Genomic DNA, 14,722 nt, shown 5'->3' on the forward strand with positions numbered 1-14,722 from the left:
GAACTCACTTTACCGGCTGGACGGTTCGAGGTAGTCTTCAGAGCTGTACCGGCTGGACGGTTGGTATCGAAGATGTGCCGGTCGCGGACCGGGCGGGCGAAATGGAGTCATGGTGAGCGACGTGCGGACCGGTGCGGTGCACGAGATCGACGGCGGATCGGCCTCCAGAGCCACCGCGCGCGACTGGTTCGGGTTGGTGGTGCTCGCGTTTGCCGTCCTTCTCATCGCGGTCGACGGGACCGTGCTCGACCTCGCCCTGCCGTTCATCAGCGCCGATCTGGCACCGTCGAGCAATCAGCTGCTGTGGATCATCGACGTGTACTCGTTCGTACTGGCCGGCTTGCTCATCACGATGGGCACGCTCGGTGACCGGATCGGTCGGCGTCGCCTACTGCTGATCGGAGCAGCGGGCTTCGGAATCGCCTCTCTCGTTGCGGCTGTCTCGACCAGCCCGGAGATGCTCATCGCGGCGCGAGTTCTGCAGGGTATCTCCGGCGCGACCTTGATGCCCGCCACTCTCGGCTTGATTCGCACGATCTTCCTCGATCCGCGCCAACGGGTGACCGCTATCGGCGTCTGGGGCGCGATGGCGGGCGGCGGCGCGGCCGCCGGTCCGCTCGTGGGCGGGTGGTTGCTCGAGCACTTCTGGTGGGGCTCGGTGTTTCTCATCAACATTCCCGTCATGATCGCGCTGATCGCGCTGGGGCCGTTGGTCATTCCCGAGTCCAAGGATCCGAACCCGGGCCGTTTCGACCTACCCAGCTCGGCGTTGTCGATGCTCGCTATCGTTCCGATCGTGTTCGCGGTCAAGGAGATCGCAGCGCACGGCCTTCACCCGGCCTACGTGGTCTCCGCCGTCGTCGGCGTGATCGCCGGTGTGGTGTTCGTGCGGCGACAGCGGATTCTGGACGCCCCGATGATCGACATCCGGCTGTTCGCCAACCGTGCCTTCTCGACGGGTGTGGCGACGAACTTCCTGTCCGTGTTCGCACTCGCCGGCGTGCTGTTCTTCGGTTCGCAGTACCTGCAGCTCGTCCTGGGCAACAGCCCGCTCGAAGCCGGACTGCTGTTGCTGCCGGGCACGGCCGCCAGCATCGTGACCTCATTGCTCGCTGCGGTTCTGGTTCGGTACTTCACCGCAGGCACGGTCCTCGGCGCAGGCATGATCGCAGCTGCTGCGGGCGCGGGCATCCTGGTCGGTCTCGGTACCGACACCAGCCCGGCGTTGTTCATCGCCGGATTCGTCCTGGTGGGTGCAGGCGTCGGCTTCGCGCTCACTCTGACGTCCGACCTGGTGGTCAGCGCCGTCGAACCCGAGCGAGCCGGGGCTGCGTCCGCGGTGTCGGAAACCGCGTACGAGCTGGGCATCGCGCTGGGAGTGGCGATCCTCGGCACGGTCGTCATGGCCATCTTCCGACGCGGGATCGACACCTCGCAGCTCACACCCGAGCTCGGTGCCAGAGCAGCCGAAACGCTCGGCGGCGCAGACGCGGTGGCCCGTGAACTACCGGACTCGGTGGCGACGGTCCTCCTGGACTCCGCGCATGCCGCGTTCGTCTCGGGCATGCACGTTGCGGCCGTCGCCACCGCGGTGGTCCTTGCGGTCACCGCCGTGTTCGTGCTGGTGAACCTACGGGTTCGTCAGGATTCGAGCACCGCGAAGGAGTGACCGGGAACCGTGGTGGCAGACCCGGTGTCGTTCGAGGTCGTCGGCTCCCACTCGAGCAGTGTGGAGCCGCCGACCGGTACCGTCACCGCGGACTCGGACAGATTGCACACCACGCTGACGCGGCCGCGGCGAATCGCGATCCACTGGGCGTCCTCGTCGTACTCGACCTTCACGTGATCGAGCCACGGGTCGGTCAGTTCGGTCCGCTCGCGGCGCAGGGCCAGTAGGTCTCGATAGACGGCCAACAGTCGGGCATGGTCGCCGTCGCCCAGTTCCGACCAATTCAATTTGGATCGCGTGAACGTCTCGGGATCCTGTGGGTCGGGGATGTCGCTCTTGTCCCACCCGTGTGCGGCGAACTCGGCTTTGCGTCCTTCCGCCGTGGCCTTGCCGAGCTCGGGTTCGGGGTGGGAGGTGAAGAACTGGAACGGAGTCGACGCTCCCCATTCCTCGCCCATGAACAGCATCGGAGTGTAGGGCGAGGTGAGTACCAGAGCTGCCTTGATCGCGAGCTGTCCGGGGGAGAGGTAGAAGCCGGGGCGATCTCCGATCGCACGGTTACCGACCTGATCATGGGTGGTCGTGTAGGCCACCAGAGAGCTGGCGGGAATGCGGCGGGTGTCCAATGGTCGCCCGTGGATTCGGCCGCGGAAGCTGGAGTACGTTCCGGCATGAAAGAAGCCCTGCCGCACCGTGTTCGCCAGGCCCTGCAAGGACCCGAAGTCGCCGTAGTAGCCCTGCCGTTCGCCGGAGACCGCAGCATGGATCGCGTGGTGAATGTCGTCGTCCCACTGTGCGTCGAGTCCGTAGCCGCCACCCGACCGCGCCGTGATCAGCGACGGATCGTTGAGGTCGCTCTCGGCGATCAGGGTCAGTGGACGGCCGAGATGCGCTGACAGGGTGCGCGTTTCGATCGAGAGTTGCTCGAGGAGGTGCACAGCGGTGTGGTCGACGATGGCGTGCACCGCGTCGAGACGCAACGCGTCGATGTGGAACTCGGAGAACCAGCGCAACGCGTTGTCCAGGGCGTAGCGCCGCACCTCGCCCGAGTCTGCATCGGCATAGTTGATCGCCTGGCCCCAGCTGTTGGCCCCTTCGGTCATGTAGGGACCGAAGCGTTCCAGGTAGTTGCCGGACGGGCCGAGATGGTTGTAGACGACGTCGAGAACCACACCGATCCCGCGGCCGTGGCATGCATCGACCAAGCGCTGCAACCCTTCCGGGCCACCGTAGGCCTCGTGCACGGTGTACCAGAGGACGCCGTCGTAGCCCCAGTTGTGCACGCCGTTGAATCCGTTGACCGGCATGATCTCGACGAAGGACACGCCGAGGTCGACGAGGTGATCGAGCTTGTCGATCGCCGCGTCGAACGTTCCCTCGCGAGTGAAGGTGCCGATGTGGAGTTCGTAGATCGACGATCCGGGGAGTTGACGACCGGTCCATGCGGAATCGGTCCACAACGACGGATCGACCTCGAACACCTGGGACAATTCGTGCACACCGTCGGGTTGCCGAGGCGAGCGTGGATCCGGCAGCGCCTTCTCGGCGTCGTCGAGGAGGAATCCGTAGCGACTGTCCGCGGCGGCGGCCACCTCTGCTCGCCACCAGCCGTCCGAGGATTGCTCCATGTCGTGGACCGCGTCGTCCAGTTGCAGCCGTACTCGTTCCGGGGTCGGTGCCCATACTGCGAATTCACGGGTGGTGGCCGAAGATGTCGTGGCCGGGGATGTAGTGGTCGAGGATGTCATCGTGCTGACTCTCCTTCGTTGTTGCGCACCAGAAGTGCAACCGGCAGGGAGGCGAACAGCTCGGCGACCGCAACGGTCCCGCTGTGTTCGACGTCGGTGATGCGGTCGCGCCACCGACCGTCGGGCAGCGTCACGGTCGTCTCGCCCCACCCTTTCTCGGCCACACCGAGGGACAGCCTCGTGGCCAGCGCAACCACATCGGAGTTGCCGGGCAACGGACCTCGGGCAAATCCGACGACATGCTCGGCCGCGGCCCCGTCCGCGACGATCGGCGTGTAACTACCGCCGACGAAGCTCGCAGGCCGTTCGCGTCGTACCGTCAGCGCGGAACGAACCACGGCCAATTTCGCAGCACCGGTATCGACCGACGGCGCGGATCCGTTCAGTCCGGCCAGAACGGACCGGCGTACCGAGTAGTCGACGGGTCTGCGGTTGTCGGGGTCGACGAGCGAGTCCTCCCACAACTCGGTGCCCTGATACACATCCGGGATTCCGGGACCGACGAGTGTGAGCAACTTCTGCCCGAGTGCATCGGAGTGTCCATGGGGCGAAAGCTTTTCGACGAGCATCGTCATCGAACGCGCCACCGGACCGTCCATGATCGCGTCGAGCCACGTGTGTACGGCAGTCTCGAACTCCTCGTCCGGATCGGTCCACGTGGTACGGAGAGCGGCCTCGCGAATGGCCTTCTCGGCGTAGGCGTGTAGCCGTTCCCGCAGGGTCGAGGTGATCACCCCGTCGACCGGCCAGACACCGAAGACGTTCTGCCACAAGAACATCCCTGTGGTGCCGTCGGGGCTCGGGGCCAGCTCCTCCCAATCGGCGATCGACCGGGCCCACAGCTCCGGCGTCTGCGAGAGCACGCCGATACGCGCCCGCACGTCCTCACCGCGTTTGGTGTCGTGTGTGGACAGTGTCGTCATCGCGGCGGGCCAGCGCTTCGCGCGGTCGGCGTTCTTCAGATGGAAGTACGCTGGGCTGCAACCGAACCGAGCGGGATCGCCGCCGACCTCCTGCAGCGAGATCAACCGGTTGGCGCGGTAGAACAGGCAGTCCTCGACGCCCTTGGCCGTGACGGCACCGCACACCTGATCGAAACGCACGGGGGATTCGGTACCGGCGATCAGGGCGGTTGTCAGAGCGTCGAGACCGCCGGCCAGTTCCGGCTGCTCTTCACCGATGGCGGCGACGACACCCGGAAGCACACCGGCCAGCGGCGCGTAGTCGGTGCGGTACACCGGAACTGCGGCAACAACGGCGACGATGGCGTCGATCACCGATTCGAGCTCGATGGAGGTACCCGATTCACGAACCACGGCGCGGGCGAGGCGTCGCACCTCGGGGGACAGGTCGCCGCGCGCGACAGCGGTCTTGAGATCGAGTTCTGTCTCGTGCAACGTCTCGTCGTCGTAGGCGATGCCGGAGCGCACCTGGGACAGTGCGGTCAGTGCCGGCGCCCCTTCCGGGTCGACGAATATCCCGCCCACGGCCGCCAACGCGTCGTACCCTGTCGTGCCGTCGACGGGCAGCGACTCGTCCAACGGTTCGCCGTCGGCCAAGATCTTCTCGATCACCAGCCAGCGGTCGGGACCGAGCAGCCCGCGTAGTTCGGTCAGATATCCGGCAGGATCGGCCAAGCCGTCGGGGTGGTCGACGCGTAACCCGTCGATCAGCCCGTCCTCGATCCAGCTCGCCACCTGGCGATGTGAGTCGGTGAAGACGTCGAGGTCTTCCTGCCGGACACCGGCCAGGCCGTTCACCGAGAAGAAGCGGCGGTAACCGATCAACCCGGCGGACCAACTGACGAGGCGGTAGGCCTGACGGTCGTGCACGGCCTGGGCGTCGTCGCCGTCGGTACCGTCGGCGATGGGGAAGCGGTGCTCGTAGAACGCCAGCAGAGGCTCGTCCTCGGAGCGGTCGACGGTGAGCTCGGCGACATCGCTCGCGCTGCCGAGCACGGGGATGGCGATCTTGCCGTCCACTCCGTTGTCGGCTGCGAAGTCGATGTCGAAGTAGGTGGCGAACTCCGAGTCACGACCGCGCCGCAGAACGTCCCACCACCACGCGTTCTGTCGTGGATCCTCCACCCCGACGTGGTTGGGAACGATGTCGACGATGATCCCCATGCCCACCTCGGCAGCCCGAGAGTGCAAGCGAGTCAATGCATCTCGCCCGCCGAGGGCGGCGGAGACGGTCGAGGTGTCGGTGACGTCGTACCCGTGCGTCGAACCGTCGGTCGCGGTCAGTATCGGCGAGAGATAGAGATGGCTCACTCCGAGGTCGTGCAGGTAGTCGACCACGTCCGAGGCGTCGGCCAGGGTGAAGGCATCGCCCCGCAGTTGTAACCGGTATGTGCTGGTGGGCAGCGGCATGAGTCAGGCAGTCTTTCGTAGAACGAGTAGGGATCGAGCGGTGACCTCCACCGGTGTACCCGCTTCGATCGATTTCTCACCCGCTCCCGTGCGCGCTGCCGTATCGAGGGCGACCGTCCATTCCTTGGCGTAGTTTCCGTCCGGAGTGACGAATTCGATCGTCTCGTGATGTGCGTTGAAGCACAACAGGAACGAGTCGTCGACCACCCGCTCCCCGCGCTGATTCGGCTCGGGAATGCCCTCACCGTTGAGGAACACGGTGAGCGATTTGCCGAAACCGCTGTCCCAGTCCTCGGGAGTCATCTCCTCGCCTGCGGGGGTGAGCCAGGCGATGTCACGTGCCTGTTCGCCCGATCGGATGGGCCTGCCCTCGAAGAATCGGCGACGGCGAAACACCGGGTGCTCGTTGCGCAGCGCAATTGCGTTGCGGGTGAACTCGATCAGGTCGGCGTTGGTCTCGGCCAGGGACCAATCCATCCACGCCAGTTCCGAATCCTGGCAGTAGACGTTGTTGTTGCCCTGCTGAGTTCGGCCGAGTTCGTCGCCGTGCGCGATCATCGGCGTGCCTTGGCTGAGCAGCAGCGTGGCCATGATGTTGCGAATCTGGCGGGCCCGCAGATCGAGGATCTCGGGATCGTCGGTCGGACCCTCGACGCCGCAGTTCCACGACCGGTTGTGGCTCTCGCCGTCGTTGTTGTCCTCGCCGTTGGCCTCGTTGTGCTTGTCGTTGTACGAGACCAGGTCGTTGAGGGTGAAGCCGTCGTGCGCGATGACGAAGTTGATGCTGGCACCGGGGCGACGGCCCGTCGCCTCGTAGAGATCCGACGATCCGGTCAGGCGCGACGCGAACTCGCCCAGCGTCGCGGGCTCACCGCGCCAGTAGTCGCGAACGGTGTCACGGTACTTGCCGTTCCACTCGGTCCACAGACCGGGGAAGTTACCCACCTGGTATCCGCCCTCGCCGACATCCCACGGCTCGGCGATCAGCTTGACCTGGCTGACGACCGGGTCCTGTTGCACCAGATCGAAGAACGCGCTCAGCCGATCCACGTCGTGCAGTTCACGGGCCAGGGTGGATGCGAGGTCGAACCTGAATCCGTCGACGTGCATCTCGGTGACCCAGTAGCGCAGCGAGTCCATGATGAGCTGCAGCGTGTGTGGGTGTCGAGCATTGAGACTGTTGCCCGTCCCGGTGTAGTCCATGTAGTGCTCGAGATCGCCGTCGACCAGTCGGTAGTAGGCCGCGTTGTCGATGCCGCGGAAGCTGATGGTGGGGCCCATGTGGTTTCCCTCGGCGGTGTGGTTGTAGACCACGTCGAGGATCACCTCGATGCCGGCGGCGTGGAACGAACGGACCATCGCCTTGAATTCGGTCACCGCGGCACCGGGCGACTGATGCGAGGAATACTCCGCATGAGGCGCGAGGAATCCGAAGGTGTTGTAGCCCCAGTAGTTTCGCAGTCCCTTGTCCAGAAGTACCTGGTCCTGCATGAACTGGTGCACCGGCATCAGCTCGATCGCGGTGACGCCCAGGTGCTGCAGATGCTCGATGATCACCGGATGTGCCAGACCGGCATAGGTGCCGCGCTCGGCCTCGGGGATGTCCGGATGGGTGATCGTCATGCCCTTGACGTGGGCCTCGTAGATCACCGTCTCGTGATACGGCCTCTTCGGTGCGCGGTCGGCCTGCCAGTCGAAGAAGGGGTTGATCACCACGGTGGTCATCGTGTGCCCCAGCGAATCGTGCTGAGGGAAATCGTTGTTCGGCTCGTCGTCGTGGGCGATCGGTGCCTCGTCGACGATTTCGCCGTCCGGATCGGCAAGATCGGCCGCGTCCTCGAACCCGCCGTCGGCGTCGAGTGGATCCGCGGCTGCGGAGTCCGTGGACTCCACGGGCTCGGGTTCGGCGGCCGGGATGTCGATGTTGTAGGAGAAGAGCGATCGGTCTCCGTCGAACGACCCCTCGAATGCTTTTCCGTAAGGATCGACCAGCAACTTGCTGGGATCACAACGATGTCCGGCAGCCGGATCCCACGGCCCGTGGACGCGGTAGCCGTAGCGTTGTCCCGGCACCACCGTGGGCAGGTACGCGTGCCACACATAGCCGTCGGACTCCTCGAAACGAATACGAGTTTCGGTACCGTCCTCGGCGATCAGGCACAGGTCCACGGCCTCGGCGACCTCGGAGAACAAGGCGAAGTTGGTTCCTGCTCCGTCGTAGGTCGCTCCCAGTGGATAAGGGGATCCCGGCCATACGGCGATGGCGGGCGTGTCGTCGGAGGCGTCGTGCAGCATGGATCAACCCTACTGTGACCGGTGGGACCAGGCTTACCGAGCGCGAGCCGTTCCGCTCACGGTCCGGCCCACCAGCCGGTCGCAGATCCGAGCTGCCGGCCGAGCTCGGTGGTCAGGGTTCGCACGTAGGTGGCGGTCAGATGATGCTCGTCGCGATAGATCAGTACGTTCCCCTGCTCGACGCGACAGACGGTGTCGTCGCACACCGCGTCCGAGAGGTCGAGGGCGGAGAATCCGCTCAGCTGGAACGAGGACGCCAGAGCGGGGTTGACCGAGTCGAGCGCCTCGTCTCGCGGGATGCCGCACGAGGTGGCCGAGCCGCCGTCGGCCAGGCAGTCGATGGCTCGATACGCGAGCCACGGGGTGTCCCTGATACCGAGGACGCCGACACCGTCGGCGATCAACTGCTGCCAGACCGAGACGTACCAGGGCGGGGTGAAGTCGCCGGGGAAGTCGTCGCGGGGCCGGGTGGCCGTGGTGAACACGTATTCCGGTTGCATCGATGCGACGTCGTCGAGCACGGTCCGGGTCCAGTCCAGACAATCCGGGTACTCGTTCTGCCCGAGCATCGGCATCGTGTCCAGGCTGAGCGGGCACCCCATCTTCACGAACGTGACCACCTTGAAGCCGTGCCGCCGCCCCAGAGTGTCGAGAGCGGTCACCCAGTGCTCGGCGTGTGAGCTCCCCGCCAGCACGATCGTTCGGGCCGCATCGACGTCGCCGTAGGTACAGGACAGAGCGTCGCGAGTCTCGAAATCCGCGATGCAGCCCTCGAGGGTGGTGACGGGAAGATCCTCGGGAGCGGAGTACAGGGGAGGCGTCATCTCGGCCGGTTCGACGCGAATGCCGTCGGTCAGTTCCAGCGCCCCCGGGTGCGTGGCTTCGTCGACCGATTCGTCGGCCTGCACGGCCGAGATCGATCGTTCGATGTAGGCGTTCCAGCCGACCGAACCGGCTGTCACCGCCACGGCAGCAACGAGGGCGACGGCCGTGACTGCGATGCGGCCGGGAGTGAATGTGGCGGCCTGCGTGGGACGCTCCACGAAGCGGACGGTGAGCCACGCGAGTGCGACCGATGCACCGACGATGCCGAGTCCGCCGGGTATGTCCGCGTGGGTCCTGCCGGTGGCCGACAGGTAGAAGATCAACAGCGGCCAGTGCCATAGGTACAACGGAAACGCGATCGAGCCGACCCAGGCGAAGAACCGGTTGGACAACGTCGCGGCGACCACGGTGTTCGAGCCTGCGATGATCAGCGCCACAGTGGCCAGTACCGGAATCAGCGCCAGGGGACCGGGGAACGCGGTCACGCCGTCCACCACGAATCCACAGACGACGATGACGAACATCGCACCGGCGGCGAGCGCGCCCCGGGCGGTCGATCCCAGCCGACTCACGCGGGCATCGGCCCCGGTGTTTCTGCCGGCGAATGCCGCGAACGTGGCCGCGACCGCCGCACCGAGCATGATCTCCCAGAGTCGCGCGCCCGTGTCGTAGTAGTTCCACGCCTGATGGCGTCGAGCACCGTCCGCTGCATACACGAACGACAACACCGCGATGACGGCGAAGATCACGGCGAAGGTCTGTGGTCGCAGACTTCGCGGTCCCTCCGGTCGCATCGTGCGCAGAATCCACGCCAGACCGAACACGACGGCAATCGCGAGCAAATAGAACTGGAATTGCACCGCGACGGACCACAGGTGCTGGACCGGACTCACCGAGGGGTCGGCCGCCAGGTAGTCGTTGGCCGTCGTCGCCAACTGCCAGTTCACGAAGAAGAAGACGCCGGAGACGAGTTGGTCGCCCACGTCGGCCCAGCGGGTCCTCGGTAGCAGGAACACAGACGCGGCCGCTACCGCCAACAGGGTGAGCGCCAGAGGCGGTCCGAGTCTGCGGAGTACGCGAACGATGCGGGTGATCGGGTTCAGGCTCGCACCGGCCTCGGCCGATCGAAGCAACGACGCAGTGAAGAAGAAGCCGGACAGCGTGAGGAAGACATCGACTCCGCCCGACACCCGACCCATCCAGATGTGGAACACGACCACCAGAGCGATGGCGACACCACGCAGGCCGTTCAGATCCTGGCGCTGTGGCGGTCGCGGCACGACGGGAGCCGACACCGAACTCGGGGCCGCGGAATCGGTTGCCGATTCGTGATCGGTGCCGCTCGGGTGTACCTGCATGAAAGGGGAATGGCTCCGGCTGTCGATCGACCACTGGTCGGGCGGTCACGGTCGGTGGTGTTCGTCTCGGAAGCTGCTCGGCAGACGCCGAGGTTCGTCGCAAACAAGAAGACGTTCTGAGCAAACAATACGTGTACGCGCGGTGACGCACTCCTCGGAGTCCGTACTGCGGTGCCGGTCCCAGCTCGTCGCCGGTTTCTCACAGCGTGGTCTCACCGGTCCCGCAGCAGTTCGGGTTCACATCCCACCGTCGGCCGGAACCGAGGACAACGCGGCGACCAGGGCCACGGGATCGTCCACGTACACGCCGATGGACGTCGCGGTGCCCTCGACCCGCCACCGACGTAGGGGTGCGGGTACGACGACTGTGGTGCGGGTCGACAACGTGATGTCGACGTTCGTGCCGTCCTGGTTCGGTAACACGGCTCGGTCGTCGCGGACAGTGGGAGCCACCACGCCGAACCGGCGATGGAGTCGGGCCGAGACGATCGTCGATCTCTCCACCGTGGTGACGACCTCGCCGGAGGTGCGCAGGACGAGTGCTTCGGGTGTGAGGACATGGGGGTGCACCCGGCCGACGGCTAAAGCCGACGCCAGCAGAACGATCGATACGACCGAGAGCGCACCGAGCACGATATCGAGCCACAGCCACGGCACGAGGAGATGCACGACGACGATCTCGACGACAGAGGCCACACCGAACATCAACGGCATCGAACCCGTTCCGCGCACCGCGGTGAACTCGGCAGAGTCGGCCGCGATCGGTGCGTGGCGGCCGCGTGCCCACAACAGCAGTGCGTGCCATCTGCCGACCCGGGCACCCCGATCCGGGGTCACTGTGATGTTCCTGCCGGATGCTCACCGTCGAGCAGACGAGCTGTGGTGCGGAGGACGACGGCGCGTTGGGCCGCGTCGGGAACGATGTCCTCGATGTCGAGCAGCCCGGTCGATTCGCTCCCGAGCGCAGCGGACTCGGGCGCCTGAGCGAAGGACTCGACATCGAGTACGGACACCAACTCGTCGGCCAACGCGTCGATGTCGTCCTCGGATTCGGCGACGCTTCGGCCCTCGAGGGCACCGAAGCGTCGTAGCAACACCAGGTATCTCCGACGTAGGTCGTGATCGCCGAGCGCGGCGGACATCGTCTCGAAGAATGCCGCCGGGACGCGGCCCGAAATTGCCATCACTTCGAGTAGATCGCGTTCGCGGATCAGCGCGGGCCGGTCCCGTTCGTCCGCTGCATCGAGCAAGGACCCGAACGTTGCGGCAACATCTCGTGGGAGCGCGGTCAGAGGACGCCGTTCGACAGCGTCGTCGAGCAACGCCGACAAGCGACTGTGCTTGTGTGCCAATGCCGTCTGCTCGGTCTCGATGCCGGCCAGCAAGGCTCGCAGGTCCCCGACCACGTCGGGCTCGTCCGTCGCTTTTCCGTCGAGCACTGCCGCTATCGCGCCCAGCGGCATTCCGCACTCGGCCAACCATCGGATTCGCATCAGCCGAACGACGTCGTCGATCGTGTACTCGCGGTAGCCGTTGGACAGCCGCCGAGGCTCGGAGAGCAAGCCGAGTCGGTGGTAGTGGCGCACCGTCCGCGGGGTCGTTCCGGCGGCATCGGCGAGGGATCCGATTCTCATGCGTCCAGTGTGAACGTTGACGTAGCGTCAAGGTCAAGGCCGATCGCTCGATACTGTTCGGGTCCCCACGACGGCGTATCGTCGGTGTGTCGTGTGAATCGATGTGGCTCGCACCGTTCGAGGAAGTGAACCGGACAATCATGGTCGACGCCGATCGCTGGTATCGGGAGATGTTCGAGGCCAGCACGGTGGGAATGGCACTCGCCGACGAACACGGGCTGCTGTTACTCGCGAACGAGGCGTATGCGGCAATCGTGGGGTGCCCCAGGGACCTACTGTGGGGCCGATCCTCCCGTGAATTCACCCACCCCGACGACCTGGACCAACACGCGGCGATGGAACAGATGATGGACGACGCCGAGGCCCGTGGTGAATCCGTACACGTCGAGAAGCGATACCTGCACCCCGACGGCACGGTGCGGTGGGGTTGGGTGTCGGCCAGCGAGGTCCCCGGCCCGGACGGCCGACGATGGACCATGGCGGTGGTCCACGACGTCACCGATCGGCGGCGGTTGGAGGACGACCTACGGGAGGCTGCGCTGACCGATCCCTTGACCGGGCTGCTCAATCGGCGTGGATGGCGAGATCGGTTGTCTCAGTTGACGACTCCGCGCGGAGTCGACGTGTCGCTGGCGATGGCGATGATCGATTTCGATCGCTTCAAGTCGTTCAACGACAAGTATGGACACGGCCGCGGCGATCGCCTGTTGGTCCAGTTCTCCACTGCCGCAATGCAATTGCTTGCAGGGCGAGCGTATGTCGCCAGATGGGGCGGGGAGGAATTCGCCATCGCGATGCCCGATACCGGGTCGACGACGATGGCAACCGTGCTGACCGAACTCGCAGCCGTCGTCCCGGACGAGCAGACGTTCTCCGCCGGTTACACGACATTGCGTCCGGGGGAATCGCTCTACGACTGTTTCGACCGAGCAGACCTGTTGCTGTACAGAGCGAAGAGAGACGGAGGGGCGCGATCACTCGGCGACCGTTCCAGCACCCCGTCGCAATGACGGCCCTCAGGATGCCAAGCGGCCGAATCCGACTACACCCGAGTCGGATTCGTAATTCAGAGTGTGAATCCTGATCTTGCCGGCTTCGTTCCCGCCCACGGTGACGGCCTCGCTGCCGTCGACAGCCACGATGACGTTGGTGTGTTGGCCGACCCAACTGGAGTTGTCGTACAACACCACATCACCCACCGACGGCGTGTAGTTGCCGACGGTCTCGAACCGTCCCTGTTGCTGGTAGTACTCCTGCAGCGTGTAGACGCCGGGAATGCGCCACGAACCCGAGTTGGGATTCGACAACGGCATGCCCGCTTCCTTCATGATCCAGCTGACGAAGTCGGCGCACCAGGCCTCGTCCACGCCCTCTGCATAGAAGGTTCCCGGACGCTGCTTCTCGTGCTCGACTCGCAGCAGGTCCACCACACGGGCTTGGTCGACGGTCAACTCGGAGCTGTTCACCTCGGGGAACGATTCGGTGTCCCACGGTAGATAGCGACTCGGGGCGAGCCACAGAACACCGACGGCCACCACCACGACCACAGCGGTGACCGCTGCGGTCCACAGGGGCCAGCGTCGCCGCGTACGGGTATCGGTGTCGATGCTCATGCCCACACGGTAGCGCGTGAGCGAACACCGGTTGGCACAATAGCTGTGTGACCCATTCGCACGAGCAGACGGTCGACGCCGTTCCACAACCCATCGTGGACGCCGCACGAGCGGCGTCGCGCATCGTCGTTCTGACCGGGGCCGGCATGTCGGCCGAATCCGGAATTGCAACGTTTCGCGACGCCCGGACCGGTCTGTGGCAGGACTTCGATCCGAAGGACCTCGCCAGTCCCGAGGGCTGGCTCGCCGACAGCGACCTCGTGTGGGGTTGGTACCGGTGGCGCGCAGCACTCGTGCGTCGTTCCGAACCCAACGCCGGCCACCGCGCCGTCGCGCAATGGCAGCAGCATGCGCAGGTGGACATCGCCACGCAGAACGTCGACGATCTGCACGAACGAGCCGGATCCACAGTGCTCGCACACGTACACGGAAGCCTTTTCGAGCCGTACTGCAGCGAGTGTGGAGTGCGCGCGGAACTCGACGACCCCGACGTTCTGGGTAACGACATTCTGGACGACGACATTCCGATCGACGCAGATCAGCGTGTTCCGCCGCCGGACTGTCCCCGGTGCGGCGGACTCATCCGTCCCGGGGCCGTGTGGTTCGGCGAATCGCTGCCCGAACAGGCGTGGGAAGCAGCCGAGAATGCTGTGCGCGCTGCAGATCTGGTGCTCGTGGTCGGTACGTCGGGCGTGGTGTACCCGTTCGCCGGACTGCCCGCCGTCGCACGCAGTGCGGGCGCAACCGTGGTCGAGATCAACCCGGTCGAGACCGAGGTATCCGACATGGCCGACCACCGATGGCGCACAACGGCCGCGGTGGGTCTGCCACTGCTGGTCGCACAATTGTGAACGGACGGGCGGCACGCGAACTACCCTGATCACACCATCGACTTCGAGGAGGCCGAGATGGCGGAGTACTGGTTGCTCGTGTGCGCCCTCGCGTGTTCGTCCGTCGGTGCGTGGTGGGCAACCTCGGATCCGACATCCCGACGCGTTCGCCGAATCGAATTCTTCGCCTGGATCCTCGGCATCGTCGGCGCGGTCACCCTGGCCGATCAGCTGGGGGTGTGCAGGCCGTGGTCCACTGCTGCACTCGTAGTCGGAATCATGGTTCTGGTCCTCGGCCTCCCCGCCCTCGTGGCCACAGTGATCAGGAATCGGAAACCGCTCGGAATTCCAGCGCAGAGGTAGCTGCGGCAGACCTGC

General features: G+C 65.4%; 11 protein-coding genes. 4 read left to right on the forward strand and 7 right to left on the reverse strand.

Annotation, left to right across the window (positions count from 1 at the left end):
- The first annotated feature begins 109 nt into the window (after nt 1-109).
- Nucleotides 110-1,669, forward strand: a complete 1,560-nt coding sequence (locus RFA01S_RS17955; protein ID WP_051365161.1) for an MFS transporter — start codon at nt 110-112, stop codon at nt 1,667-1,669.
- Here RFA01S_RS17955 and treZ read toward each other — a convergent pair.
- The 6 genes from treZ to RFA01S_RS17985 all read right to left on the reverse strand — a co-directional run bounded on the left by treZ (nt 1,642) and on the right by RFA01S_RS17985 (nt 11,901).
- Nucleotides 1,642-3,417 carry a malto-oligosyltrehalose trehalohydrolase gene (gene treZ, locus RFA01S_RS17960; protein WP_072692130.1) on the reverse strand — a complete coding sequence of 592 codons (1,776 nt, stop codon included), beginning with the start codon at nt 3,415-3,417 and terminating at the stop codon, nt 1,642-1,644. The genes RFA01S_RS17955 and treZ overlap by 28 nt on opposite strands.
- Nucleotides 3,414-5,789 (reverse strand): malto-oligosyltrehalose synthase, encoded by a 2,376-nt coding sequence (gene treY, locus RFA01S_RS17965; protein ID WP_032406700.1) that lies wholly within the window; start codon nt 5,787-5,789, stop codon nt 3,414-3,416. The genes treZ and treY overlap by 4 nt, the downstream gene beginning before the upstream one ends.
- A 3-nt stretch (nt 5,790-5,792) precedes the next feature.
- Nucleotides 5,793-8,084 (reverse strand): glycogen debranching protein GlgX, encoded by a 2,292-nt coding sequence (glgX, locus tag RFA01S_RS17970; protein WP_032374340.1) that lies wholly within the window; start codon nt 8,082-8,084, stop codon nt 5,793-5,795.
- Nucleotides 8,085-8,140: 56 nt separating this feature from the next.
- Nucleotides 8,141-10,267 (reverse strand): acyltransferase family protein, encoded by a 2,127-nt coding sequence (locus RFA01S_RS17975; protein WP_032406699.1) that lies wholly within the window; start codon nt 10,265-10,267, stop codon nt 8,141-8,143.
- 237 nt (nt 10,268-10,504) lie between these two features.
- The gene (locus RFA01S_RS17980) at nt 10,505-11,104 is read right to left on the reverse strand and encodes a hypothetical protein (RefSeq protein WP_052060550.1); all 600 of its coding nucleotides are present in this window, start codon (nt 11,102-11,104) and stop codon (nt 10,505-10,507) included.
- Nucleotides 11,101-11,901 (reverse strand): MerR family transcriptional regulator, encoded by an 801-nt coding sequence (locus tag RFA01S_RS17985; RefSeq protein WP_032406698.1) that lies wholly within the window; start codon nt 11,899-11,901, stop codon nt 11,101-11,103. The genes RFA01S_RS17980 and RFA01S_RS17985 overlap by 4 nt, the downstream gene beginning before the upstream one ends.
- A gap of 101 nt (nt 11,902-12,002) precedes the next feature.
- On the opposite strand from RFA01S_RS17985, the gene RFA01S_RS17990 reads away from it, so the two are divergent.
- Nucleotides 12,003-12,911: a sensor domain-containing diguanylate cyclase gene (locus RFA01S_RS17990; protein WP_139278467.1), complete on the forward strand. Its 909-nt coding sequence runs from the start codon at nt 12,003-12,005 to the stop codon at nt 12,909-12,911.
- A 6-nt stretch (nt 12,912-12,917) separates the two neighbouring features.
- Here RFA01S_RS17990 and RFA01S_RS17995 read toward each other — a convergent pair whose 3' ends face one another.
- On the reverse strand, nt 12,918-13,514 hold the full coding sequence (locus RFA01S_RS17995; RefSeq protein WP_032386934.1) for a CHAP domain-containing protein: 597 nt from the start codon (nt 13,512-13,514) through the stop codon (nt 12,918-12,920).
- A 146-nt stretch (nt 13,515-13,660) separates the two neighbouring features.
- Between RFA01S_RS17995 and RFA01S_RS18000 the strand changes: the two genes are divergently transcribed.
- Both RFA01S_RS18000 and RFA01S_RS18005 read left to right on the forward strand, forming a co-directional pair.
- Nucleotides 13,661-14,365: an SIR2 family NAD-dependent protein deacylase gene (locus tag RFA01S_RS18000; protein WP_230074499.1), complete on the forward strand. Its 705-nt coding sequence runs from the start codon at nt 13,661-13,663 to the stop codon at nt 14,363-14,365.
- 57 nt (nt 14,366-14,422) lie between these two features.
- Nucleotides 14,423-14,707 (forward strand): hypothetical protein, encoded by a 285-nt coding sequence (locus RFA01S_RS18005; RefSeq protein ID WP_032406696.1) that lies wholly within the window; start codon nt 14,423-14,425, stop codon nt 14,705-14,707.
- The last annotated feature ends 15 nt before the right edge of the window (nt 14,708-14,722 follow it).

Origin of the sequence: Rhodococcoides fascians NBRC 12155 = LMG 3623 (assembly GCF_001894785.1) — a bacterium.
GTDB classification, from domain to species: Bacteria; Actinomycetota; Actinomycetes; order Mycobacteriales; family Mycobacteriaceae; genus Rhodococcoides; species Rhodococcoides fascians.

Coding starts and splice junctions, on each gene's coding strand:
- RFA01S_RS17955 (WP_051365161.1), top strand. CDS start 110: ATGGTGAGCGACGTGCGGACCGGTGCGGTGCACGAGATCGACGGCGGA.
- treZ (WP_072692130.1), bottom strand. CDS start 3,417: ATGACATCCTCGACCACTACATCCCCGGCCACGACATCTTCGGCCACC.
- treY (WP_032406700.1), bottom strand. CDS start 5,789: ATGCCGCTGCCCACCAGCACATACCGGTTACAACTGCGGGGCGATGCC.
- glgX (WP_032374340.1), bottom strand. CDS start 8,084: ATGCTGCACGACGCCTCCGACGACACGCCCGCCATCGCCGTATGGCCG.
- RFA01S_RS17975 (WP_032406699.1), bottom strand. CDS start 10,267: ATGCAGGTACACCCGAGCGGCACCGATCACGAATCGGCAACCGATTCC.
- RFA01S_RS17985 (WP_032406698.1), bottom strand. CDS start 11,901: ATGAGAATCGGATCCCTCGCCGATGCCGCCGGAACGACCCCGCGGACG.
- RFA01S_RS17990 (WP_139278467.1), top strand. CDS start 12,003: ATGTGGCTCGCACCGTTCGAGGAAGTGAACCGGACAATCATGGTCGAC.
- RFA01S_RS17995 (WP_032386934.1), bottom strand. CDS start 13,514: ATGAGCATCGACACCGATACCCGTACGCGGCGACGCTGGCCCCTGTGG.
- RFA01S_RS18000 (WP_230074499.1), top strand. CDS start 13,661: ATGTCGGCCGAATCCGGAATTGCAACGTTTCGCGACGCCCGGACCGGT.
- RFA01S_RS18005 (WP_032406696.1), top strand. CDS start 14,423: ATGGCGGAGTACTGGTTGCTCGTGTGCGCCCTCGCGTGTTCGTCCGTC.